Annotated in this window: 20 protein-coding genes and 2 pseudogenes; 13 read left to right on the top strand and 9 right to left on the bottom strand. The window is 54.8% G+C overall.

Annotated elements, in window-relative coordinates; translation table 11 throughout:
* Nucleotides 1-54 precede the first annotated feature (54 nt).
* Nucleotides 55-1,899: an RNA polymerase sigma factor gene (locus tag HMPREF0577_RS04360; RefSeq protein ID WP_004012482.1), complete on the top strand. Its 1,845-nt coding sequence runs from the start codon at nucleotides 55-57 to the stop codon at nucleotides 1,897-1,899.
* A gap of 118 nt (nucleotides 1,900-2,017) precedes the next feature.
* On the opposite strand, the gene HMPREF0577_RS11795 is transcribed toward HMPREF0577_RS04360, so the two are convergent.
* A complete protein-coding gene (locus HMPREF0577_RS11795) occupies nucleotides 2,018-2,209 on the bottom strand; it encodes a response regulator transcription factor (protein ID WP_248613705.1) in 192 nt (63 codons plus the stop codon).
* The gene (locus HMPREF0577_RS11790; RefSeq protein WP_004012481.1) at nucleotides 2,169-2,393 is read right to left on the bottom strand and encodes a response regulator; all 225 of its coding nucleotides are present in this window, start codon (nucleotides 2,391-2,393) and stop codon (nucleotides 2,169-2,171) included. Before HMPREF0577_RS11790 ends, HMPREF0577_RS11795 begins: the two co-directional genes overlap by 41 nt.
* A 62-nt stretch (nucleotides 2,394-2,455) precedes the next feature.
* Between HMPREF0577_RS11790 and HMPREF0577_RS11550 the strand changes: the two are divergent.
* From HMPREF0577_RS11550 to HMPREF0577_RS04335, 3 genes and pseudogenes are all read left to right on the top strand, one after another.
* Nucleotides 2,456-2,770, top strand: a pseudogene (locus tag HMPREF0577_RS11550) (prolyl oligopeptidase family serine peptidase); the annotation flags it as partial.
* 521 nt (nucleotides 2,771-3,291) lie between these two features.
* Complete coding sequence (locus tag HMPREF0577_RS04340) at nucleotides 3,292-3,870, top strand: hypothetical protein (RefSeq protein WP_004012478.1); 579 nt, start codon at nucleotides 3,292-3,294, stop codon at nucleotides 3,868-3,870.
* Between the two features lie 29 nt (nucleotides 3,871-3,899).
* Nucleotides 3,900-4,838: a hypothetical protein gene (locus tag HMPREF0577_RS04335; protein WP_004012477.1), complete on the top strand. Its 939-nt coding sequence runs from the start codon at nucleotides 3,900-3,902 to the stop codon at nucleotides 4,836-4,838.
* Nucleotides 4,839-4,873: 35 nt separating this feature from the next.
* Here HMPREF0577_RS04335 and HMPREF0577_RS04330 read toward each other — a convergent pair whose 3' ends face one another.
* Entirely contained in the window at nucleotides 4,874-5,167 is a 294-nt protein-coding gene (locus HMPREF0577_RS04330; RefSeq protein WP_004012476.1) for a hypothetical protein, read from the bottom strand.
* A 401-nt stretch (nucleotides 5,168-5,568) separates the two neighbouring features.
* Here HMPREF0577_RS04330 and HMPREF0577_RS04325 point away from each other — a divergent pair, with 401 nt between their 5' ends.
* On the top strand, nucleotides 5,569-7,689 hold the full coding sequence (locus HMPREF0577_RS04325) for a DNA gyrase/topoisomerase IV subunit B (RefSeq protein ID WP_036342451.1): 2,121 nt from the start codon (nucleotides 5,569-5,571) through the stop codon (nucleotides 7,687-7,689).
* A gap of 109 nt (nucleotides 7,690-7,798) precedes the next feature.
* On the top strand, nucleotides 7,799-8,785 hold the full coding sequence (locus HMPREF0577_RS04320) for a GNAT family N-acetyltransferase (RefSeq protein WP_004012473.1): 987 nt from the start codon (nucleotides 7,799-7,801) through the stop codon (nucleotides 8,783-8,785).
* On the opposite strand, the gene HMPREF0577_RS04315 is transcribed toward HMPREF0577_RS04320, so the two are convergent.
* On the bottom strand, nucleotides 8,756-11,299 hold the full coding sequence (locus HMPREF0577_RS04315) for a DNA gyrase/topoisomerase IV subunit A (protein WP_004012472.1): 2,544 nt from the start codon (nucleotides 11,297-11,299) through the stop codon (nucleotides 8,756-8,758). The two genes, HMPREF0577_RS04320 and HMPREF0577_RS04315, sit on opposite strands and share 30 nt — an antisense overlap.
* An 18-nt stretch (nucleotides 11,300-11,317) precedes the next feature.
* Here HMPREF0577_RS04315 and HMPREF0577_RS04310 point away from each other — a divergent pair, with 18 nt between their 5' ends.
* Entirely contained in the window at nucleotides 11,318-12,562 is a 1,245-nt protein-coding gene (locus HMPREF0577_RS04310; RefSeq protein WP_004012471.1) for an alkaline phosphatase family protein, read from the top strand.
* Between the two features lie 99 nt (nucleotides 12,563-12,661).
* Here the strand turns inward: HMPREF0577_RS04310 and sepH are convergent, their stop codons facing one another.
* Nucleotides 12,662-13,912, bottom strand: coding sequence for a septation protein SepH (gene sepH, locus HMPREF0577_RS04305; protein ID WP_004012470.1), 1,251 nt, complete (start codon nucleotides 13,910-13,912; stop codon nucleotides 12,662-12,664).
* 97 nt (nucleotides 13,913-14,009) lie between these two features.
* Between sepH and HMPREF0577_RS04300 the strand changes: the two genes are divergently transcribed.
* From HMPREF0577_RS04300 to HMPREF0577_RS04285, 4 genes and pseudogenes are all read left to right on the top strand, one after another.
* On the top strand, nucleotides 14,010-14,309 hold the full coding sequence (locus tag HMPREF0577_RS04300) for a DUF4193 domain-containing protein (RefSeq protein WP_004012469.1): 300 nt from the start codon (nucleotides 14,010-14,012) through the stop codon (nucleotides 14,307-14,309).
* 56 nt (nucleotides 14,310-14,365) lie between these two features.
* Nucleotides 14,366-15,124, top strand: coding sequence for a DUF3710 domain-containing protein (locus HMPREF0577_RS04295; protein ID WP_004012468.1), 759 nt, complete (start codon nucleotides 14,366-14,368; stop codon nucleotides 15,122-15,124).
* Between the two features lie 22 nt (nucleotides 15,125-15,146).
* On the top strand, nucleotides 15,147-15,401 hold the full coding sequence (locus HMPREF0577_RS04290) for a single stranded DNA-binding domain-containing protein (RefSeq protein WP_004012467.1): 255 nt from the start codon (nucleotides 15,147-15,149) through the stop codon (nucleotides 15,399-15,401).
* Nucleotides 15,398-16,009: pseudogene (locus tag HMPREF0577_RS04285) on the top strand (DUF3159 domain-containing protein); the annotation flags it as partial. The gene HMPREF0577_RS04290 and the pseudogene HMPREF0577_RS04285, both read left to right, overlap by 4 nt.
* Nucleotides 16,010-16,021: 12 nt before the next feature.
* Here HMPREF0577_RS04285 and HMPREF0577_RS10860 read toward each other — a convergent pair.
* Nucleotides 16,022-16,831: a potassium channel family protein gene (locus HMPREF0577_RS10860; RefSeq protein WP_004012465.1), complete on the bottom strand. Its 810-nt coding sequence runs from the start codon at nucleotides 16,829-16,831 to the stop codon at nucleotides 16,022-16,024.
* 2 nt (nucleotides 16,832-16,833) lie between these two features.
* A complete protein-coding gene (locus HMPREF0577_RS04280; RefSeq protein WP_004014951.1) occupies nucleotides 16,834-17,496 on the bottom strand; it encodes a potassium channel family protein in 663 nt (220 codons plus the stop codon).
* Nucleotides 17,497-17,594: 98 nt separating this feature from the next.
* On the opposite strand from HMPREF0577_RS04280, the gene HMPREF0577_RS04275 reads away from it, so the two are divergent.
* Both HMPREF0577_RS04275 and HMPREF0577_RS04270 read left to right on the top strand, forming a co-directional pair.
* Nucleotides 17,595-19,433 (top strand): APC family permease, encoded by a 1,839-nt coding sequence (locus tag HMPREF0577_RS04275; RefSeq protein ID WP_004012463.1) that lies wholly within the window; start codon nucleotides 17,595-17,597, stop codon nucleotides 19,431-19,433.
* Nucleotides 19,430-20,680 carry a class I SAM-dependent RNA methyltransferase gene (locus HMPREF0577_RS04270; protein WP_004012462.1) on the top strand — a complete coding sequence of 417 codons (1,251 nt, stop codon included), beginning with the start codon at nucleotides 19,430-19,432 and terminating at the stop codon, nucleotides 20,678-20,680. The genes HMPREF0577_RS04275 and HMPREF0577_RS04270 overlap by 4 nt, the downstream gene beginning before the upstream one ends.
* 219 nt (nucleotides 20,681-20,899) lie before the next feature.
* Here the strand turns inward: HMPREF0577_RS04270 and HMPREF0577_RS04265 are convergent, their stop codons facing one another.
* Together HMPREF0577_RS04265 and HMPREF0577_RS04260 are read right to left on the bottom strand one after the other, a co-directional pair.
* Nucleotides 20,900-21,862, bottom strand: a complete 963-nt coding sequence (locus HMPREF0577_RS04265; protein ID WP_004012461.1) for a hypothetical protein — start codon at nucleotides 21,860-21,862, stop codon at nucleotides 20,900-20,902.
* Nucleotides 21,862-22,080, bottom strand: coding sequence for a hypothetical protein (locus tag HMPREF0577_RS04260; protein WP_004012460.1), 219 nt, complete (start codon nucleotides 22,078-22,080; stop codon nucleotides 21,862-21,864). The genes HMPREF0577_RS04265 and HMPREF0577_RS04260 overlap by 1 nt, the downstream gene beginning before the upstream one ends.
* Between the last annotated feature and the right edge of the window lie 555 nt (nucleotides 22,081-22,635).

Below are 22,635 nucleotides of genomic sequence, written 5' to 3'. Positions count from 1 at the left end.
AATTATAATTGAACCTCGGACGTTGAAGATGACTTAGCGTGAGAAAGGTTCGGGGTGTCTACGACAAAGCAAAAATCTGACGAAGTTCAAAGCGAAACTACCCAGAAAAAGAGGGTCACCACAACAAGGAAAACTGCCAGCAAAACCACCGGCACCACTGCAATAACCGCGAGTGGTGAAGCCGCGAAAACCGCAGCTAAGACCGCAAGTAAAGTTGCTGCCAAGAAAACCTCTGTCGCCAAGACCACGGCGACGAAATCTGCTGCTGCGAAAGCAGTGAAAAGTAAAGCAAACGCCAAGACTACGGCACCCAAAACCGCCAGTTCCAAGACCGGTAGCACTAAAACCGCCACCGCAAAATCCGGAACTTCAGCCCAAAAAGTGGCAGCGTCCGGTAGTAAGACCACCAAAGCGGCAGGTAACAAGGCCGCTAGCGCTAAGACTGCTGGTACTAAAACCACGAAAAATTCCGGTGCTAAAACCGCCAAGGCGGCTGGCACTAAAGCTTCTGCTGCTAAGGAAACTGGCAGCAAGTCCCCCAAAACCAGTGGGGCAGCAGCTAAGAAAACCGCTGCGGGAAAGAAACAGGCTGATACCACTAAAACTGGTGCCTCATCCTCTAAAAAGGGCACTACAGCGCGAAAGACCACAGCGACGCGGCGCGGACATAAGCCTAAGGACGCGGATACCGAGATTCCTAAAGATTTGCCTCTGGACGAGGAAGAAGAATTAAACGAGGATAGCGAACCTGATGATGTCGAACTGGACGAGGAAGACATCGAAGAAGCCGACCTGGATGACTTCGAGGAAGGTGACGAAGACGACCTTGACGACGACACCGATGGCGAACAAGACCACGATATCGAGGACGACACGGCAGATTATTCAGGGGACTCTAAGCACAAGAAGGGCTCCAAAACCGCCGAATTCGTGATTTCGGAAAAAGACGAAACCGACGAACCTGCCCAGAAAGTCACGGTGGCAGGGGCGACTTCGGATCCGGTTAAGGATTATTTGAAGCAAATCGGTAAAGTCGCCCTGTTGAACGCTGAACAAGAAGTCAATCTGGCCAAGCGTATCGAGGCGGGGCTCTATGCCGAGCACCTGTTGAAAACCGAACAAGATTCGATGACCCCGAAGCACGCCCGGGAACTGCACTGGGTGGTGCAAGACGGGGTGAATGCCAAGAATCACCTGTTGGAGGCGAACCTGCGTCTGGTGGTGTCCTTGGCAAAGCGCTATACCGGGCGCGGGATGCTGTTCTTGGATTTAATCCAGGAAGGCAACCTGGGCTTGATTCGCGCGGTCGAGAAATTTGATTATTCCAAGGGATACAAGTTTTCGACCTATGCTACTTGGTGGATTCGCCAGGCCATTACCCGCGCTATGGCCGACCAGGCGCGCACCATCCGCGTGCCGGTGCACATGGTAGAGGTTATCAATAAACTGGCGCGGGTGCAGCGCCAGATGCTGCAGGATTTAGGGCGCGAACCCACCCCGGATGAACTGGCTCGCGAGCTGGATATGACCCCAGAAAAGGTCGTGGAAGTACAGAAATACGGGCGTGAACCGATTTCTCTGCACACCCCGCTGGGTGAGGACGGGGATTCCGAGTTCGGGGATTTGATTGAGGATTCCGAGGCTGTGGTTCCGGCTGACGCGGTGTCTTTCGTAATGCTTCAGGAACAGTTGCAGCGCGTATTGGATACCTTGAGTGAGCGCGAGGCGGGGGTTATCGCCATGCGCTACGGACTCAACGATGGGGTGCCGAAGACTCTGGACGATATTGGGCATCGCTACGGGGTGACCCGCGAGCGGATTCGCCAAATCGAGTCCAAGACCATGTCGAAGTTGCGCCACCCCGCGCGCTCCCAGTCCCTGCGCGACTACCTGAACTAGCCCTGTCTGGGTTCTTTAGATTCGCTATGACTACTGCCGTGGTCTGCTTGCGTTGCGGCAGGTTCATGAGGTGCTAGTCGGGAAACTTGGCGTAAGTTTCACATCGCGACAAGCGCGGTTATTCGTGGATGGCGCCGTTTTTGGCGCTGAATACTAGGAGTTCGGCGCGGGAGCGGACTTGGAATTTTTGCATGATGGAGGTCATGTGGGTTTTGATGGTGCTTTCTTGGCTGTGTAGGGTTTTGGCGATTTGGGCGTTGCCTTTGCCTTTAAGGACTTCTTGCCAGACGTCGCGTTCTGCGGGTGTCAGGGCTTGTTTCCCGGCGGAAGTTCGTCAGCATGATGACACCTAGATTGGGGAAACGTTCCTTGATTTGCCTGGTGGCTTCGATGCCGTCCATTTTCGGCATTTCTACGTCCATTAGGACTACGTCGGGATGGTGTTTCTGTACTAAATCGAGGACGTGGTGGCCGTCAAAACCGACTCCTTCCACAACCTTTTGTCAATCCCTATGAAGCACTTCAGAATCCGGAATTACCACTCACCACTACAGACTGGAGTGAATTCGGGAACCCTCTTGAAGATTCTGAGGTTAAACGCTTCATAAAGTCATATTCTCCTGTGCAAAAAGTTAAATGTCAGGAATATCCTTCTTTAGCTGTTGTGCTCGGCGAAAATGATACAAGAATTAGCAATCGCGATGCCATTGAATGGATTAATAAAATTCGGGAATATAACACCACCCAAACCGAATGTCTGTGCTCTATTGTGCAAATGTCGGTCACGGAACCACGCATCCCGAGTTTGAATACGCCTTCTGGTATCGCCACTTATTATCACCGGCACACGGCAATTGATGGTGTCGGGTAGCCGGAAATTGTTAAGGCCTAGAGATCCTCTGACCTGCGGGAACGATAGGCGGAAGCGAGCGGTTTGAAAATTTGCCTGATTTAGGTCTAGTCAGGGAGGGGTTCCCTTTGGTATAATGAGAGCTACCGCTGGGTTTCGTCGGGTCGTTAGGCTAAAGCGCAAGGTGGCGAGGTGGTGGCGAGTCTGGGAAACCCAGGATTTCATCAGACTTAAGGAAGGGAATTATCATGAATAGACTAAACGCTTTCCGTTGGTTTGTTTTTGGATTCTTGATGGGTATTTGGGCTATATGGTTGTGTCTGGTATTAATATTTCAAGACGATTCGTCAGCTCAGGCTAAACTTAATCCGCTGCTCTGGGGATGCTTAATCGGCCAGTTCATTATCATTATCCCCTTATCCCTGCTTAGCAGTAAGGCGAGGAAATACCAACAGAACCAAAAGGAAGCCTTAGAAGCTGCCTCTCTAGTATCCAGCTAGAGTGATGTTGTTCCTAGCGGGGATTTTGCAAAGGGGAACGCCATGAATACTGTGCCGCTTTCAAAACGAATTAACGCCATAATCGCAGGTAGCGCCGCATTAGTACTGGCTGCTGTGTCGCTTACAGGATGCGCCCGAGCCAAGCCGGGGCTGCGCAAAATCGACGACACCCAAACTGGCGCATCCCAGAACGCTAACAACCCCGCCACCTCGAAAGATAGCGGGATATATTCCTCGCAGAAAGCCCAGGAAATCTCCACGTACCTCATGAAACTGAGTGAAAACGGAACCGGTACCACCGAGGCGCGCCCCAACAAAATCGAATACCTGCCCGATATCTCACCAACCCGATTCCGCGCCAAAAACCTCGACACACAATATGACCCGGTCAAAACCAATCTACAGATTAGCCCAGCCGGAACTTTCGAACTCCCAAGTGACATCGAATTCCTGCCGGGAACCAGATATTCCCCAGATTACAAGGCCTATCGAATCGGCTGCGACACGGAATGTGAAAAGCATAAGGAACGCCCCTTTGCATCCGGCACCGCCATTCACCAGATAGACCTCAAAGCCAAAAAGTCACCGAAATGTATCGCAGCCTCAAAAGATGACGGGTAACTGGGCTCACCAACAGCGCGGAATGGATAGTGTGGGAAGAATCCCCCGACAAGGCCGCTGTGGGCACCGACAAAATGGTAGAGCCCTATCCGTGGCGACTCATGCGCTGTGCCAAAACCGAATTCCTACAAAAAACCTGTAAACCCACCCCGCTCGACAGCGACGAAACCGGGCAAACCAACGGGCCGGGCGACAACCTGGCCATCCACCAAGATGTGCTGCTCTACACCACCGGGAGACAACTCGGCGGATTCAACGGCGGTAAACTGGAATACCCCAGCCAAGCCCATGTTTTGAACCTGAAACACCCGGGGACACCCCGCCAGCTTTTCACCTCGCATTCCCGGATTTTCGTGGGATTCACCTCGAAAGGGGTGCCCCTGGCTTTCACCAACAATAACGAAGTCGAATGGATGTACATGGAAAAACACGGTAACCCGACCGCCTGGGGCTTCGACCCCAGCAAAAAATGGCAAGCCGTGAAGATTTTCGAAGGCCAGGCGCTAAACGGATACATCATCGACGCGGCGGTGGGCGACCGGATTATTTGGCAAGATTACATCGAATTCCCCGGGATGAAGAATTATCCCGTAGAGGCACCCAGCGACGTGGTGCGCTACGTGAACTTGACTGGGGAAAAGATTAAGCGCACCGTCGGGGAAACCGTGCTTGGCTACGGTCATTTCTTGGGGAAGATATTCGTCCGCGAGCAGGTGACCCAGGCCGATCATCAATGCCGAGCCTCGGCGGTAGATTTGCGCTCTAACGGTGCGGTGGAATTCACCGAGCCGGGGGACTGCCAATACCCGGCGAACTCCAACGCTCCCGGCGAGGCTTTCGCCAACATGCGCGATTGGGGCAGTAAGGCGCTGTCCGGCTACGGGGACGACTACTTTTTCCTCTCAACCTGGGTGCATGATGACAACACCCCGGACAGTCAGACGATTCACGTGTATGACGTGAAATAACCGCCGTCAGGGGCGGAATGTAGCGATTGGCGGTGCTAGATTTCGGACAAAGCCCGGTCAAGCAGATCACGAACTGCAGTGCTTTGAGAGACGCGATGCAGGCTCATGTAACGGTTGAGTTTCGCTTCGCGAGCCGAGTCGATTTGAACCGGAATAATCTTTATTTCGGGAACGTCGCCGACTCCAAAAGAACTTTCTCGCATCCGTTTTGCGCCTTCTTCCAGCTCCTCCAAAGAATAGCCGCGCTCCGCTTCCGTCACATCCTGGCGAATCAAGGCCGCTTCCTCCGGGGGCAGGTCACCAATCTTCCTGATAGTGTAGCCACTCATTGCGTCCTCCTTCCATCAAATTCCGGTATTTTTTACGCATTGGCATCGCATGTATAATCGCTTCGCCATAGCGCGTGGTTCGCGCAACTATGACTTCCAAGGGTTGTCCGCTCGAAGAAAAACCCAGATACAAAATTTTTCGGGGTTCTTCCCGCATTAAGAAACGCTGCTAAGGATGCTCAACCACGAACACTGAATCATCTGGCTTTATGCCGTGTTTGAGCGCCGATTCCAGTATTTCCACCAAACCAGTCTGGCATAGCAACCCACGGATGTCTAGTGTTGTCCATGTACATAGTGGCCTGAAATAGTTGCCGCAGGGGGTGACGGCGCGGCCGGTAGAGGGCGTTTCTGTGGTAGCTCGGGGTGGGGTGGCGCGCGCGGTAGGGATTTTCATTAGGATGGTAGCCGTGGTTACAACGAAAGACGTGCAAGATTACTCTGCCCATCACCTCTCGGTGCTCGAAGGGCTCGAGGCTGTGCGCAAACGCCCCGCCATGTACATCGGGTCGACCGACCAGCGCGGGCTGATGCACTGCCTGTGGGAGATTATCGACAACTCCGTCGACGAGGCGCTGGCCGGGTTTTGTGATCACATCGAGGTGTTCCTTTATCCCGATTATTCGGCGGAAGTCCGCGACAACGGGCGCGGGGTGCCAGTTGATACCGTGCCGGGCACGGGTCTTTCCGGGGTGGAGGTCGTCTATACGAAACTGCATGCCGGAGGGAAGTTCGACTCCGGACTGTACAAGGTCGCTGGCGGTCTGCACGGGGTGGGTGCCTCGGTGGTAAACGCCCTGTCGGCGCGCATGGATGTGCAAGTTGACCGTGGGGGAGACATCCACCAGCTGCAGTTTCGTCGCGGCGAACCGGGGGTGTTTACGGATCATGAGGCGCTAAGCCCAAACAACCCTTTCGCCGCTTTCGAGGACGAATCAAAACTGACAAAACTGGGCAAAGTATCCAAAAGCCGTACCGGAACCCGGGTACGTTTCTGGGCGGATTTCCAAATCTTCCCTAAATCCACCGCCTTTGATTTTGAAAGCCTGAAGGAACGCGCCCGCAAAACTTCCTTCCTGGTACCCGGGCTGCGGATTACGGTTACTGACTCGCGTGGCGAAGAACCCCAAAGCGAGACTTATCTGCACAAGGGCGGCACTGTGGACTACGTGGAGTTCCTTGCCCCTGACAAAGGGATCACTGGTACTTGGCAGCTGGTGGGTTCGGGCACTTTCCAAGAGACCGTGCAAGTGCTGAACCCGAAAACCGGGCATCTCGAACCCCAAGAACTAGAGCGAACCTGCGAGGTAGACATTGCGCTGCGTTGGGGCGTGGGCTATGACACTGTAGAGCAGTCCTATGTCAATATCATCGAAACCCCGGTGGGAGGAACACACGTACAAGGCTTTGAGACGGCTTTGGTGAAAACCCTGCGCACCGAAATCCAAGCCAATTCCCGCAAACTCAAGCTTGGCTCTAAAGACAATAAAATCGAAAAAGAAGATATTTTGGCGGGAATGACCGCAGTAATAACTGTGCGTCTGCCGGAACCTGAGTTTGAAGGTCAAACCAAGGAAGCCCTTGGTTCGGCGGCAGTGAAACCCATCGTTAGCCAGGTAGTTACCGAAAGGCTCAAAGCATTCCTGCACTCCAAGAAACGCGATGATAAAACTCAGGTTTCAGCGTTGTTGGAAAAAATCGTGGCTGAAATGCGTTCGCGGCTCTCCGCCCGGTTGTCCAAGGAAATCACCCGACGCAAAAATGCCCTGGAAACCTCGACCTTGCCCACCAAACTGGTGGATTGTCGCAGCAATGATGTCGAGAAATCCGAGTTGTTTATTGTGGAGGGCGACTCCGCCTTGGGAACCGCGAAATCTGCGCGTAACTCGGAATTTCAAGCCTTGTTCCCAATTCGTGGCAAAATCCTCAATGTCCAAAAAACCGGCACCGCCCAGATGCTGGGCAACGCAGAATGCGCGGCTATTATCCAGGTAATCGGAGCCGGCTCGGGGCGTACTTTTGACCTCGACCAGGCTCGGTATGGGAAAGTCATTATGATGACCGACGCGGATGTGGACGGAGCTCACATCCGTACCCTTTTGTTGACCCTATTCTTCCGCTATATGCGACCCTTGATTGCAGCGGGGCGGGTCTATGCGGCAGTGCCGCCCCTGCATCGGATTCAAGTCAATGCGAAGGGTAAAACCCCAGGGGAATTTCGCTATACCTATTCTGAAGACCAGCTGCATCGTGAACTGGCGTATCTGGCACGAAACGGGCGCAGCTATAAGGAACCCATCCAACGCTACAAAGGTCTAGGCGAGATGGATGCCGACCAGTTGGCGGAAACCACTATGGATCCCCAGCATCGTACGTTGCGTCGTATCCGTCTAGTCGATGAACAACCGTTGCACACCGCCGAGGATGTGTTCGAGGTACTGATGGGTTCGGCGGTGCCGCCTCGCCGGGACTTTATCGTGCAGGGAGCCGCCAGACTGGACACGGAATTGATTGATGCCTAAACTCTGTTCTAGCAAAAATTAGCGAGCTTTAGCGGATGTTGCCATAATACTTACCAGGCATCATTTTAGAGCTAGAGGAGGGAGTTTGGTCGATATTTCGTCCGTATCCATGCCACAGACACCAGACTTAGTATGGAAACCACTGACCGTGGAAAACCGTGATGAGCTGGTGGGGCTGATTGCTGAGATGGAACGTATCGACAATCCACCCTACCGTACTTCCCCCACGGAAGTAGACCAGATTCTAGCCACGGATTTTGCGGGACTGGGAGGGTGGAATCAAGACTCCCGGCTGGTGGCCTACGCTATTGTCCGAGTCGTGGAAACCACTGGCGTGCAAGCCATCTGCTCCGGTGGAGTAGCAGCGGGGTGGCGCAAACGCGGGGTGGGAACCGAAATCTTGTCGTGGCAAGTAGAAGTGGCGCGCCTGATGCTGACCGGCTTGGCTCGAACAGCTCAAATTGTGTGTCTCCTGGACAAGGTTGGCAGCAGTGCCACCACCTGGATGCGAACCTTCGGCTTCGAAAAAGCTCATTCTTTCCAGGAGTTACGCCGGAATCTACAAGTCCCGGTAGTCGAGGTCACCCCGGGAAAGTACCTCGAAATCGTTGCCTGGCAAGAGAGCTTTGACGACAAGGTTCGCCGCGCCCACAACGAGCTGATGCGCCTGACGACCGACACCCCCGCCCAGGACATGGTGTCTTGGACTTCGAATCGGCCTTTTTTTGCCCCGCAGTGGTCATTTATCGCCCTGGATAAATCCCATGATATTGCCCAGGTGGCGGGATATCTGCTTTCGGCTTGCTATAGGCAAGACTGGGAGGCACGTGGCTGGAAGGAAGGCTACATTGAAATGCTGGGGGTACTACCGGAATACGCCGAAACCCAAGTGGCTCCCGCCCTGCTTACCAACGCGTTGCGCGCTTACCAAGATGACGGCATGGATTATGCGGCGGTCGGTTTGGCCGAAGAAAACCCCACGGAAATCGCTAAACTCTATACCAAGTTCGGGTTTGAAACCACCGGCGAATCCACCATTTGGGTGGCTGAAGTCGCGCCTAACCCATCAGCCAAAAACCACAATCTGAGACTTTAAAGCACTACCGGAAGCATCGCGGCGTTCGTCTAAAGGTGGCAAAGCCACCGATTCGCTGCGGTCACCCAATGCCACCACGGGATCTTGCCCCACAAAAGCCTTACCTAGGGCGTATTCGCCCTTCAAGAAGCGCTGGGCGCGCACGCCCTGGCCACCTCGACCCTTTATGGGATAACGATCCAGCGGCGTGAGTTTCACAGAACTTTGATTCGCGCCCGGCATCGCGTCCATTACGGTGGCCACAGTTGCCACCACGGTTGATGCCACCTCTAGTTCCGGCAGAATCGCCCCGGCCAGCACTTTCGTGTTAGGACGCAGACTCATCCCGGCGACACCCCCCGCATTGCGTCCTTGGGGGCGAACCGCACTCGCCGGGGTACGCAGCAACTGGGCATCCGTAGAAACCAGTACGAACTGGGCATCATCGCCAGCTGCCCCCGCATAAACCACCTGGTCAGTATCATCAAGATTGATAATTGGGAATCGATTCTGGGTACTGGGATAATCAGGGCGCATACGCTTAATCACCCCAGATTCGGTGATGATACCCACAATTTCGTCCTCGTCCAAGGACAAAATTCCAACCACGGTTTCACCTTCTTCCAGATTCGCGGCCGCCGCCAGCGGGGGAGCGCCTTCGAAAGACCAAGTCATATCCTCGCCGTCCGCCACAGTCTTGGCAGGTGGCAAAGTCAATGTGTCGAGCCGCACCACGAAACCACTGGAAGTAACCACCCCGAACACCCCCCGGGTTCGGGTTTCACAGCTGCCTGCAATCGGTATTCCGGCGGGGCGTTCGAAAGACACGGAGGCATCTATCCGCGCTGCCTCGCCGGTGGCAGACCACACAATCCGACAGGGTTCGTCGGTAACTTCCAAAGGAACTTCGCTAGTCAAGGTCACTCCCACTGCCGGGGCGAGGTCATCCTCAGCAGCCGCCACCGCTGTGCCGTCCTCCTCCAGCAGCAATGTCCGGCGGGGGCTAGACAGTGCCGTCGCCGTGTCCTGGAGCTCGCGGCGCACCACACCGTGCAGTTTCTCGGTGGAAGCCAAAACCGCCTCTAGTTCCGCGATGGCCGCGCGCAACTCGTCAGCCTCTGCCTCCAGCTCCAGGCGGGAAAACTTGGTGAGGCGACGCAGTTTTAACTCCAAAATGTACTCGGCTTGCGGCTCAGACAGGTCAAAAACCGAAATCAGGCGCGCCCGTGCCGCCGCCGAATCATCCGAAGAACGAATTACCTCGATTACCTCGTCAAGATTCAAAACAGCTATCAGTAGCCCATCTACCAGGTGGAGCCGTTCCCGTTTTTTACGCAAACGGAATTCGCTGCGTCGCCGGGTTACCTCGATGCGATGGTCAACAAAAACCTGTAACGCAGCTCGCAACCCCAGGGTTTTGACTTCCCCATCAACCAAGGCCACCGTGTTAATCCCAAAGGATTCCTGTAGCGGAGTGTGCTTATAGAGTGAAGCCAGGACAGCCTCGGGGTGGAAACCGGTTTTAACCTCTATCACCAAGCGCAGTCCGTTTTTTCGGTCGGACAGGTCTTGCCACCCCGATACCCCCTTGATTTTCCCGGAACTCACCGCGTCCTTGAGCTTTTCGGCCACTTTTTCCGGGCCCACCATATATGGCAGTTCTGTTACCACAATGCCGCGTTTTCGGGCCGTTACCTGTTCAATAGTGGCGCGCGCCCTGGTGACAAACACTCCGCGACCCGTCTCGTAGGCTTCCCTGATGCCTGCAGTACCTACAATCACCCCGCCACCGGGCAAATCCGGTCCGGGACAAAACCGCATCAAATCTTCCAGGCTAGCATCGGGATGATCCAGCAGATGAATCGCGCCAGCAATGGTTTCCCCCACGTTATGCGGGGGAATATTAGTAGCGACCCCCACTGCGATGCCGTTCACCCCGTTCACCAGCAGATTCGGAAAAGCTGCGGGTAAAACGGCGGGTTGTTGGAACTGGTTGTCATAGTTCGGAACAAAATCCACGGTGTCTTCGTCCAGACCTTCTACCAGGTACAAGGACGCCTGCGCTAAACGCGCCTCGGTATAACGGGCGGCTGCCGGACCGTCATCGGGGGAACCAAAGTTCCCGTGCCCATCCACCAGCGGCACCCGCAGATTAAACGGTTGCGCCAAGTGAACCAGAGCATCGTAAATCGCGGCATCCCCGTGGGGGTGCAACTTACCCATCACCTCGCCCACCACGCGCGAAGACTTCACATGTCCTTTGTCTGGAGTTAACCCCATCTGTTTCATTTGGAACAAGATGCGACGCTGTACCGGTTTCAAGCCATCCTTCGCATCGGGAAGAGCTCGGGAATGGATTACCGACAGAGCGTATTCAAGGAAAGAATTTTCCATTTCCTCGATTACGTCAATGTCTTCGATGTGGTCAACAGTTGTTTCAGAGGAATTGGACATAGGTATTATCATGAAGCAAACCCGACTGATTTCGCGAATCCCGCGCCGATAGTCCTCGAAACAGTCCGCCAAGCCAGACATCAGTGACACAATAAAGGGGTGAAGCCAACAGATTCCCAGTACGCCTTTATACAACCTCCCCAGACTCCAGGCTCGGATACCAGTTTGGCGGGGATACTCGCCGAGACCTTTGACACCGATGCTTTGGACGCCACCGGAGTCTCGAAGCACCTGGTGCTGGTAGTTATCGACGGTTTGGGATGGTGGAACCTCCAAGAATATCTGGGTCACGCCCCGAACTTACGCAGCCTGATTCGGCTTGCCCCTCATGAATCCGGGAAAAAACCCAAGCCAACCGCCCAACCCGACCCAGCCATCCAGCCGCACCCCCACGCAAGCCAATCGACCCCCACCAAGTTGTTTGCCAGCAATACCGCTCGCAGTGTCTTTCCCGCCACCACTGCCGCCGCCATCACCTCGCTGTTGACCGGAGCGGCTCCCGGCGCTCACAATATGTTGTCCTACCAGGTCTTTGACCCTAAAGTAGACCAACGTTTCAACCTGATTAACTTCGAAGGCTATCCCGGCAAAGTCGAAGATTTCCAAAACCACCCCACCTGGTTTGAACAGCTCACCGCGCGGGGCGCCAAAACTTTCGCTTTGGGACCGAAACGGTTTATCGGCGGGGGACTGACCCGCGCGGCGCTGCGCGGAGCCGAATACGTGGCGGTGGATGCCCTCGAAGAACGTGCCCGCCGAGCCGCGCTGTGTGGCGCGCAGGGTACTATGACGTACCTGTACATGGCGGAGGTCGACCACGCCGGACACAGCCACGGGGTGGGAAGCGAACCATGGCTGGGAGCCGTGGAAATCATCGACCGGGCGGTGGGGGTTTTGCTCGAGGAACTGCACGCCGATACCGAAGTGCTGATTACCGCTGACCACGGAATGCTGAACACCTGCGCCGAATTGACCTATGATTTGGCGACATTCCCGCTGGCCGACTGCCTGACCCAGGTTTCCGGCGAAGGGCGTGTCCTGCATTTGCGGGTCACCCCGGGACAGATTTCGCGGGTGCAAGAGTCACTGTCCGAGATTCTGGCGCCGTATTCGCCGGATACACTCGTGTTGACCCGGGAACAGACGATGGCTTTATTCGCGCAATACAACGGGGTGGGGGTGGTGCGTCCGGAGTTGCTGGGCGACGTGGTGATAGTCTCTGGCGGGTGCTCCCAGGTGCTGGATTCGCGCTTCTTTCAGCCGCAAACCTTCGCGATGAAAGGGATTCACGGCAGCTTGACCGAGGTGGAAATGCGCATACCGCAGTTGCGCTACATATGTTAGATTATCTTGCCTCGAGCCTTGAGCCACACGCATTTGCCGGTTGTTAGGTTCTGGTGGCGTCCCGGGGGGATGTGGCTCACCGGTGCGCTAAGTCGCTAGTTATTCCCCTTTGGAGCCGAACATGATTTCATCCCAAGAAGGCATCTGGGCACGTCCTGCCCGGGATCGTTTTGGCTGGTTTGACTTGGACTCGGTCGCCGCGACCTGTTCCATTCCGGGTAAAATCGCCGCGCCTGGTGGGGTTTGTTCGGCAACTACCGGGAGGGGTGCCGGTTCGTTGGTTGTTTTGATAGCGGTTTTCGCTGGGTTTTTTTCGGGTTCATGAGTTGCGGGCTGGCTCTCGGACTTAGCCTCAGTGGCGGATTTGCTGGAATTCCGGGTTGTGCCCTGGTGGGATATGAGCGAAGTTACCGCCGCACCTGTCGGGGTTCCAGTGTTTGCGCCGGGGGCGGCAGAGTCTTCGCGGAAACCCGAGGCGATAGCGGCCTGCATCGCGGAAATATCGTCGTCTTCCTCGCCAGAGACCACCGTCAGTCGGGTACCCCGAGCGGCATTCAGTTCGTCTAAGAGGGCTTCGGCCTTGGTATCTAGGGAAGATAGCACCTGGGAATCTGGGGTGTTTTCCGGATGGCTCCTCGTGACCCCGGAACCCGCAGCACCACCCGATGCGCCGGAAGAGTCCGCATCGGCGTTACTGGGAAAAATACTATGACGCAACAGGGATTCGGAACCAGCCGGGGTGGCGGTTTCTGTCAACCAACGTGATTGTTCGTCCAGGGCAGTCAAGACTCGGTTGTCCATGTCGAATTCCCAGTTGGCTTCGTAATTCTTGGCATCTTGGACGAATTCGAGGTGTACCACCCATTCTTCTCCCGGTTGACGGGTCGCATCCCAGTGCAGCGAAGCCGGATTCACCCCACGCGTTGCCAATCTATCCACCACTAAATCGCGCAGCTCAGGGGCATCGGCGTCGGGGGAAACTCGTGTTTCGCCGGCCTGTTGCCAAGCCCAAATTCTTTCAGACAGTACCGGATCTTCGTAACGTTTCACGTGTTCCAAGTCGACCCCAGCAGCAGAGGAGACTTCTTCGGCGGTGGCTCCAGCTCGAATCATAGATTGGATTTCACGGGGGCGAATCGAACCGGGATTCTTGACCTCTAGTGCGGTAGCCACCTTGCGGCGATGCTGACGCACCACGGAACGCAACTCTTCCTCGATAGGCAGAAGATAGCGTTCCCCTGAATTAGCAACGAGAACCAGGTGTTCCCCATCCGTGTGAATTCCGAGCAGTGAAAGAGCTTCCATGTATTCCTCCTGGCTCAAGATTGCCACAAAATGCCCGATTTTCATGGGCAACCCGCCGATAAAGGCGTTCCAAATCGTTTTTTTAGAGAGTTGATGCTAATATCTCCAAGCTAGAGTAAATCAACCGTCAAAAGGATTAGTTATGGCAACTGATTACGATGCCCCTAGAAAGCGCGACGAGGAAACCCCAGAGGAGTCGCTTGAAGAGCTGAAATCTCGGCGTAAAGATCCGGGGGATGCGGCTGTCGACGAAGACGAAGGCGAAGCAGCTGATTCATTCGAACTGCCCGGAGCGGATCTTTCCAACGAGGAACTTTCGGTACGGGTGGTTCCCAAACAGGACGACGAATTCGTGTGCTCCCAATGCTTCATGGTGCATCACGCCTCGCAGCTAGCTTATGAAGAGGATGGTAAGCCGGTATGCGTGGAATGCGCAGGCTAGGGATACACTGGGAAGAGCAAGGAAAGAATTAAACCGTCAACAGGGGAAGAAGAGGCATGGGGCTGTTCTCAAGGAAAAACCAAGCAAAAGATTCAACTGATTTGACCGCGACACCAAAATCCGAAGGCGCTACAGACGCGCAAACGGAGACGGGAAAATCCGCAGCAGTGAAATCGGCTGAGTCGAGCGGTAAAGTCAAAGCGGAAACCAGCGAGGCCGCTAAACAGCCTAAAGGCTTGCCGAATGGCCCCTTGGACTTATCCCAAATCAGCGACGACAAGATGGCGGAATATGCCGATTTTGGGGCGTTTCTGGTGCCGAAGATTGCGGGATTAGCGATACAACCCGAATCTCCGTTGGATGAAAAAAGCTTCGGATCTTTGACCATGCAATTTGGCAAAGCCGCAGTGGAGCTGCTGGCCGTGGCGGCACCGAAATCCCAAAGGCTATGGGAAGACTTGCGTAAAGAAGTTCGCGGTGACACCGCCAAACAGGGCAATACCTGCGAGGAGCGCCACGGAAGTTTTGGTGAAGAATTGCTAGTGCAGCTGGCGGTACAGGCCTCTAATGGCCAGCGGGGACACGTACAGATGCGTTACTGTGGGGTAGACGGCCCAAACTGGTTTGTGCGTCTGGTTTTCAACGGAGCCGTGTCTAAGGATGATTCTGATATGCAGATGCTTGAAAAAGCCGTGAAAGCTCTGGTAGTGGTGCGTGGGGCGCGACCTATGACCCCACGCTCGATTATCCCGGTGGTACTTCCCGACGAATTGACCCAACAGTTGGCGCAAATCCAACAAGAACAGCAAGCCTAGTCGCCGGTTTAGCCAGGACAACATGCCAGCACGCAAAGTAATCACTAGAACCGGAAAAGTACTTTCCAAGACTTTCTCGCCACCGAACCGGCCGCCCGTCTACGGAGTGCGGCTGCAAGATGCGTGGGGAATCATGCAGGTGAAATGGTTGGGGCGCCAAGAAGTTCCCGGCATAGATTTGGGGGTGACCCTCAAAGTAAGTGGAATTCCTGTTCCCGGGGAAGACGGCGAAACGCTGATAAACCCGGACTATCAACTCATGAAGGGCACATCATGAACTCGCCACAACCCGACATCGACCCCGAAACCGTAGCGAAACTGACCTCGCGCCTAGGACAATACGGAGCAAAACTCGATCAAAGCGAATTCTCGTGGCAAGACTCCGTGGGGGGATGGCGCGGTATCCTGGAATCCATTGGACCAACCCTGGTGTTCCTGGTGGCCTTCCTGGCCGGACTGGAAGTTTGGATGGCAGCGGCCGTTGCCCTGGGCTTTGCCGTGGTGTTGATTATTATACGTCTGGTGCGTCGCCAAAGCTTGAGTCAGGCAATCGCCGGCTCCCTGATGGTGATTATCGGGGCGTTATGGGCCTGGAAAAGTGGCAAAGGCGAAAACTTCTTTATTATGGGGATTATCACCAATGCCGTGTACCTGGGGGTGTTCCTGGTATCACTGGTGGTGCGCTGGCCACTCATCGGTCTGGTAGTGGGGTGGTTTCGTCAGCAAGGTGTGGCGTGGCGTCGTGACCCGCAACTGCGCAGCGACCGGAAGGCCTACTATGCGGTGACTTTGCTGTGGATAGTAATGTTTGCTCTGCGCCTGGTAGTAAAAGTGCCACTGTACTTGGCCGGAAATGTGCCGGTTTTAGGCACCCTGCACTTGGTAATGGGGGTGCCGTTATTTGCCTTGGTTACCTATTTGAGTTGGCTGTTCCTGCGGCGTACCCACGGTGACTTCTTTACCCGCATCCCCGGGGAGAGTCCCGGAAATAGCGCTCTCTCCGCCAGCTCCGACACCGGTTCCGCAGTTGTGCGCGACAGCGACACCAGCCAAGACATTGCCTAGGTCTTGGCTGACGCCCTGTTGATTATCGGGAAGCAAGAACAACAGCTGGTCGCCTGGTTCCAAGTTGGCGACTAATGAAGCCGGCAAAGACTGGCCATCACGCAACACCGCTACCAGCAGCACCCCCTCCGGCCAAGAAACCCCAAGCAAAGGCAACCCCAGCACGGGGCAATCCGGCGGCAAAATCACTGAATACAGGGATGTGCGTGCGGCGTTGAAGTGGAAAATCCGCACCAAAACCCCCACGCTCACGGCCTCTTCCACCACTGAAGTCATCATTCGCGGCGTGGAAACCGGCACATCCACCCCCCAAGATTCATCAAACATCCACTCGTTTTTCGGGTTATTCACCCGCGCAATCACCCGGGGCACCCCGAACTGAGTCTTGGCCAACAGGGAAATCACCAGATTCGCCCGGTCATCACCGGTCGCGGCCACGATAACCTCGGCCTCTTTCGTACCGGCACGTTCCATCACATCCGGGGAAGCCACGTCACCTAGAATCCAATTCGCTTCCGCCACTGAAGAAACCTTCATCGCCTCGGGATTGGAGTCACACAAGGTGACCTGGTGGCCGCGCGCCAAAAGCTCCCGGGCAATCGAACGCCCCACCGAGCCAGCCCCAGCAATCACAACCTGCATCGTCAATCCTCCTTGAAGACACGCGCCAAACGTGAAGCCACGGCGGGGCGCTTGGACGCAGTGACAAAAAAGTACAGTTCATCATTTTCTTGCAATATCGTGTCCTCACCCACCAGCGCTACCCGGGAAAATCGCGACACATAGGCGGCTCGTACCCCCAACACTTGTTGAATCTCTGCCACCGTGTGCCCCACCCAGGACGTCTCTAACAGGGCACGACACAAGACTAGTTTGCCGGTATCCTCGGTGAAAACCGCCTCGGAATCCAGGGGCAGTACCCGCGACAACAGACTCTGCGCCGTGCGATCCACCGTGCCCACAGTGGGAATTCCCAGTCGTTCATAGACTTCGGCGCGACGAGGATCCGCGATTCGCGCCACAACCTTTTTCACCCCGTAAATTTCGCGGGCAATCCGCGCCGCGAGAATATTGGCATTGTCATCGTCGGCCACCGCCGCGAAGCCATAAGCATCTTCGATGCCGGCCTGACGTTGGGTGTCGCGGTCGTAGCCCTCGCCGGTGACTTTTTGCCCCTCGAAATCCTTGGGGAGTTTCCGGAAAGAATCCGGGTTGTTGTCAATCATCGCCAGACTGTGTCCGTGAGCGATGACCCCCTTAGCTAAGGTAGCTCCCACACGACCGCAGCCCATAATCACAAAATGCACGCTTAAAACATAACCCGCGCGACCGGATTTTTCGGTTTTTTCACTCCGATGCCTCTCTAACTTAGGGAACCAGGTGGGACATAAACTAGGATTGCTTCATGCGAAACAACACGGGAAAGCACACGCAGTGGCGCAGCATTCTCGGCGACGTATCTTTTTTCGCCTTGAAGTTCTGGTTTCCCGCGTTGATAGCAGCCGGCGTGTTTCCCTCCTTGATTGCGTATTCGGGGGTGGTGTTTTCCGCCCTGGCCTTGTGGATTGTGGCGGGGATATTGGCCGCCGGGTTGATTATCAGCCTGGCACACGGATATCGGATGGGGTCGACCCACCGCTATCACACCTTGGCAACCTTGGTGGAATCCCAGTTGGGGCGGGTGCTGGGGGCATTCACGGCTGCGGCTTCCATCCTCAGCTTGCTGATTGCAGTGTCGGCATTGGTGTCAACGGGGGTCACCTTTGTGGTGACCTTGCTGGAACTGGGGGACTGGTGGCGCTATGTGTTGGTGATTGGTGGTTTCGGGCTGCTGCACCTGGCGATGTGGAAAGCGGATTTGGTGCGACGTTTGGTTCCGCTGGTGACTTTGCTGATTTTCCTGGCCGCTTGCGCGGTGTTGATATATGGCTACCTGAATTATTTTAGCGCCGGGGCACACCCCGGCCTGTGGCAGCTGTTAAGCGGCTCTGCTTTGGCGAAAAATGCTTTGACCAGTTCCTATTTTTCGGCCGGGTGGCAGGCAATCGCCGTGGCTGCCTTGCTGTTGGTGCCAGTCAGTCCGCCGTTGGCCATGTATCGCAATGAAACTCCCGATCGCCCGATTTCTAGCCGTTCGTTTCACTTGTTGGGTGCTTCGGGAGCGGTGTTCTTTGCTTTGATTGTCTACCTGTCTTTCACTGTGAAGGGTTTCGAATGGATGCGTCTGGAAGCGGTGGTGCAAGGGCCGGGGAACCTGGTGCTGCTGCTAGAGGTAATATTGGCGGAAAATAGTCTGTTTATATTCCCCCTGGTGGTGTTGCTGGCGGTGGGTAGCCTAGTTGCGGCCTATATCTATCTTTCCAGTGCTTCGGTGTTGCTCACGGAATTGGGGCGACGTAATCTGTGGGTACATCAGGTACCGCTGGGGTGGCGGGAGCGATGGCGTGCCGCCACTGTGGTGGTGTTCCTGTTGTCCGCTTTGATTTTGGCTGTGTTCGCCCACACCCGTATGGATTACGTGGCGCTATCTTGGGTTTTTTTCGTCGCTATCTCGACTTTCCTGGGGCAAGTGGCGCGTCTGAAAATGTGGCGGCAACGATTTTGGTCGGGTGATACTTTCCGCCAGCGACACGCCGCGCGGCGCAATATCCAGATAGCCTGGCTCAGTGTGGGCATCAGCCTGGGGATTTTGGTGGTGGTGACTTTGGGGTTCAACTCGGGGTGGCTGCTGGTGGGTCTCGGGGTGTGGCTGGGTTTGGGTATAGTCATCGTAGTTATGAACCAAAGTTACCGGGTTTCCACCAAGAAAGTAGCAGCGATTATGCGCAGTTCTGATTCTTTGCAACGTTCCACGGCGTTGGTTTTGGTGTCTGATTTCAGCGCCAGTTCTACGAAAACGATTCGATATGCTTGGGCGGCACATCATCCGCGTGTCGAGGTGGTGATGGTGGTGGATGACGCGGAATCGGCTGTCGCGTTACGCCAGGTTTGGACGGGGCTTGATTTGAGGGTGCCGCTGACCTTGCTGGAAGCCCAGGATTCGGATCATATCGGGCCAGTGGCGCGTTTTGTACAGTCTCTGTTGGATACGGACGAGGCGACTACGATTTCCGTGTATTTGCCCCGTCAAATCACAGGGTGGCGGTTGTTTGGTTTTATGTATAACTCGACCCAGCGTGCCTATGCGCATCGCCTGGGGCGTATGAATCGGGTAACTATCACTTGGGTGGGATTGCGGCCATGAACAAGAATAATATCGAGGTCATAGAGATTACATCGGTGGCGCACGGCGGGTTTTGTGTCGGGCGGTTGGCTGGTGGCAAGGTGGCTATGGTTCGCGGCGCCTTGCCGGGGGAGCGGGTTCGGGTTCGGGTTACTTCCGAGCGTTCCAAGGTGGCGTATGCCCAGGTGGTAGAGGTATTGACTGCTTCGCCGGATCGGGTGGAGCATATTTGGTCGGAAGGCGCAGCGGCTGGTCTTGGTGGGGTGGAGCTTGGTCACGTGGCGTATCCCGCTCAGTTGCGTTGGAAACGTGAAGTGCTGGCCGAGGCTTTGCGGCGCAATGGTTCGGAGGCTTTGGTGGCCGAGGTTTCGCGGGTGGCTCCCGATTGGTCGGTGGCTTCATTAGGTGCCAGTCCGGGACGCAGTCGCGTAAGTTTTGCACTTGATTCTGCCGGATTTCCGGTAATGAGCGAGGCGGGAACTCACCGCCAACACCGGATTTCTAGTTTCCCATTGCTGGTTGCGAACCTGGAGGGGCTGCGGCTTTTTGACCGTAAATTGGCCTTTGCCCCGGGTTCGCGGGTGAAAGCCGTGGCACCTTCGGCTTCCGCCCCGGTGTTCGCGGTGGGCAGCGAGGTTTTCGATGCGGATTTTGTCCCGACCACGCCTCGGGTGCGCGAGGTGGTGCGGGTGGGGGCGTGGGAGCATACGTATCGGATTTTTGCCAGTTCTTTTTGGCAAACGGACTACCGCGCCCCGGCGGTGCTGGTAGAGGCGCTGTTGGCGGGCGTGGGGGACATTAGCGGTTTCGAAGTGCTGGAGTTGTATGCGGGCTCGGGATTGTTCTCGGTGTTTCTGGCCGAGGCTATTGGTGATTCCGGCCGGTTGACGACCGTGGAAGGCGACCGAGTGGCGGTGAAATCAGCGGGGTATAACTTGCAGCACGCGGGTTTTGAGGATACGCGGTCGCGGGTGGAACGGGCGGCGGTTTCGGCGCGGTTTTTGCGGGGGTTGGATTTTGGTCAGCGGTTCATGAGGGGCACCCTGGTTGTGGCCGATCCACCTCGCTCCGGGCTGGGTAGGGATGTCGCGGGGGCGATTTGTGGGCTAGAGCCGGATTTGGTGGCTTTGATTAGTTGTGACCCGGTCAGTTGTGCCCGTGATTTAGAAGCTTTGCGTCGGGGTGGATACCGGCTGCAATCCTTCCGGGTTTTCGACCTGTTCCCCTACACCCAACATGTCGAGGTTTTGTCAGTGCTGGGACGTTAAGAATTTCCGCAACTTGTTGCCAAGCGATGAATTTTTTTTGATTTGACGGCGCGCTTTTTGTACGAGGGGCTAACCGTAAATCGTAGAAATATCCCGCCTGTGGATTTGTCCGCAAGCGGGATATTTTAACTGTAGCATCGATGGGGTGTGTTTACACCTTGGAGCCAATCGCAAGCCATGATTGCCCCAAAAGCGCTGACGTGTCGGCCATTTAGTTGGTTATCCTTTCCAGATGACGTCTTGGTGGGCGGCGATGTATGCCTCGGCTTTTTTGACGGTTTCGTCAACCTCCTTGCGCCAGGCAGTGAACTCCTTAATGTTTTTCTCGATTATCGGAGCCTGGATTTTCGCGACCTCCTGGGCGACACGGTTAACGAAGTCCACCTTGGTCTTACACTGGACATCTTTTAAGGCTAAGGTAATCTGCTGCTCATTGACTTTGGTGAAGTCGGCACCAACTATTACAGTGTATGTGTTGTTGCCGTCCTTTTTCTTCTTTTGGCGGATACCGACTTCCTGGTAGCACTGATTTAACTCTTTCAAGGCTTGCTGGTACTCTTTGGATTTGGGTAGCTTGGTTTGCTTAATTGTCCAAAAATCTAGTTCCAACGCTGCTGGAGGGCGAAGGTCATCGAGTCTCCCTTCGTCGAAGTGCTTGACTTCTGGGGTATTGTTGCACTTTTTCTCGAGGAGAGTGCTTTGCTCGTTGGTCAGTTCAGGGGGTTCAGCCTCGAATTTGAAGTCTTTGGGCTGGGGAATGGTGCCGTTGGCTACCTGGTCGGCAAGAGTGGCCGGTCCAGTATAGGCGAACCTGTTGGCCATTTCTTCTGTCCAAGGACCCAGTTCTTTGAACATGGCATATTCCGGCGCATCCCCGCCCCCGACTCCCGAGGCTAGAAAGGGAATGCCGAGTTTCTTAGCGCATACCGCTCGCGCCACCACATAAGCATCAGCGATTCGAGCACTTTCCGCGTGTGAAACATAAAAGAATTTATCGCCAGGTAACTCCACGGTGGCGGTTTCGGGATTCACTTTGGCGGTCATGTCCATCCCGGAAACCGATGATGCAGCGGTATTATCTCTCTGGGTATTTTCTGCGTTGGTGTTGGCGGGGTGACCTGCGCCACAGCCCGCCAACACCAACAACAAAGAACACGCCATAAAAGCAAGTTTTTTTCGCATCAGTTACTCAATCTACTTGCAGTCGTCAAACTTAATGGAACCAATTCGATTTTCCCAATCGCCTCGGGGGTGGCATCGTCGGTGGTTTCCTCGACGGCGGTCACCGCGAGGGAGTCATCCAGGGAATCGTCAACGGCAGTGGCGGAGGGAATCGCTAGCAGGGACATGCTCACGGCGGCAGCCAAGGTCATGGCAGCGCCTAGAATCTTCTTTTTCATGTTTTTCCTCCTTTATTAGGGGTTATATTGGTATGGTCGTCATCGGCCACACTGCGATAGTACAGGGTTAAGAGTCGAGGCACTAGAGTAAAATTACCATAATTTTTAAAATGGTATCGATGCAGGTCAGAGTGACAAAATGCATCGCACACCCAGCTATCTAGCAAAATAGAGTAAAATTACCCTAGACGCTGCGGGAGGGGTCTGATATATTGCCCTAGACCTAGCTATGATTAGCTGAAAGGGAAAATAATGAAAAAAATCTGCGCTATGTTGAGTGTAATATTGATTGCTTCTGTACCATTTTATTGGAAGAGTGATTTATTTACAGATAGAGAACAAAATGAAACGAAACCGATTGTAACTTATAGGGTGAGTGTAAAAGATATTGATTTATGTTTTGTGTTTCAGTGGTGGTGTGAGTGAAAGGTTTTAATTTATGCTACTTTTTTCTAAAAAGAACAACAATATAATAGAAGTACTTTTATTATTTTGTTTTGCCCTATTTTTATTTTTTATGAATATGCCAGATGTTATTAGTGAAGAAAAGGATTA

Origin of the sequence: Mobiluncus mulieris ATCC 35243 (assembly GCF_000160615.1) — a bacterium.
GTDB lineage: Bacteria > Actinomycetota > Actinomycetes > Actinomycetales > Actinomycetaceae > Mobiluncus > Mobiluncus mulieris.
The sequence above is the reverse complement of the archived record's forward strand: the minus strand, read 5'-3'. Positions and strand labels throughout refer to the sequence as shown.

Coding starts and splice junctions, on each gene's coding strand:
- HMPREF0577_RS04265 (WP_004012461.1), bottom strand. CDS start 21,862: ATGCGAAAAAAACTTGCTTTTATGGCGTGTTCTTTGTTGTTGGTGTTG.
- HMPREF0577_RS04340 (WP_004012478.1), top strand. CDS start 3,292: ATGAATACTGTGCCGCTTTCAAAACGAATTAACGCCATAATCGCAGGT.
- HMPREF0577_RS04300 (WP_004012469.1), top strand. CDS start 14,010: ATGGCAACTGATTACGATGCCCCTAGAAAGCGCGACGAGGAAACCCCA.
- sepH (WP_004012470.1), bottom strand. CDS start 13,912: ATGAAAATCGGGCATTTTGTGGCAATCTTGAGCCAGGAGGAATACATG.
- HMPREF0577_RS04290 (WP_004012467.1), top strand. CDS start 15,147: ATGCCAGCACGCAAAGTAATCACTAGAACCGGAAAAGTACTTTCCAAG.
- HMPREF0577_RS04325 (WP_036342451.1), top strand. CDS start 5,569: ATGGTAGCCGTGGTTACAACGAAAGACGTGCAAGATTACTCTGCCCAT.
- HMPREF0577_RS10860 (WP_004012465.1), bottom strand. CDS start 16,831: ATGCAGGTTGTGATTGCTGGGGCTGGCTCGGTGGGGCGTTCGATTGCC.
- HMPREF0577_RS04275 (WP_004012463.1), top strand. CDS start 17,595: ATGCGAAACAACACGGGAAAGCACACGCAGTGGCGCAGCATTCTCGGC.
- HMPREF0577_RS04260 (WP_004012460.1), bottom strand. CDS start 22,080: ATGAAAAAGAAGATTCTAGGCGCTGCCATGACCTTGGCTGCCGCCGTG.
- HMPREF0577_RS04270 (WP_004012462.1), top strand. CDS start 19,430: ATGAACAAGAATAATATCGAGGTCATAGAGATTACATCGGTGGCGCAC.
- HMPREF0577_RS04295 (WP_004012468.1), top strand. CDS start 14,366: ATGGGGCTGTTCTCAAGGAAAAACCAAGCAAAAGATTCAACTGATTTG.
- HMPREF0577_RS04320 (WP_004012473.1), top strand. CDS start 7,799: ATGCCACAGACACCAGACTTAGTATGGAAACCACTGACCGTGGAAAAC.
- HMPREF0577_RS04330 (WP_004012476.1), bottom strand. CDS start 5,167: ATGAGTGGCTACACTATCAGGAAGATTGGTGACCTGCCCCCGGAGGAA.
- HMPREF0577_RS04315 (WP_004012472.1), bottom strand. CDS start 11,299: ATGTCTGGCTTGGCGGACTGTTTCGAGGACTATCGGCGCGGGATTCGC.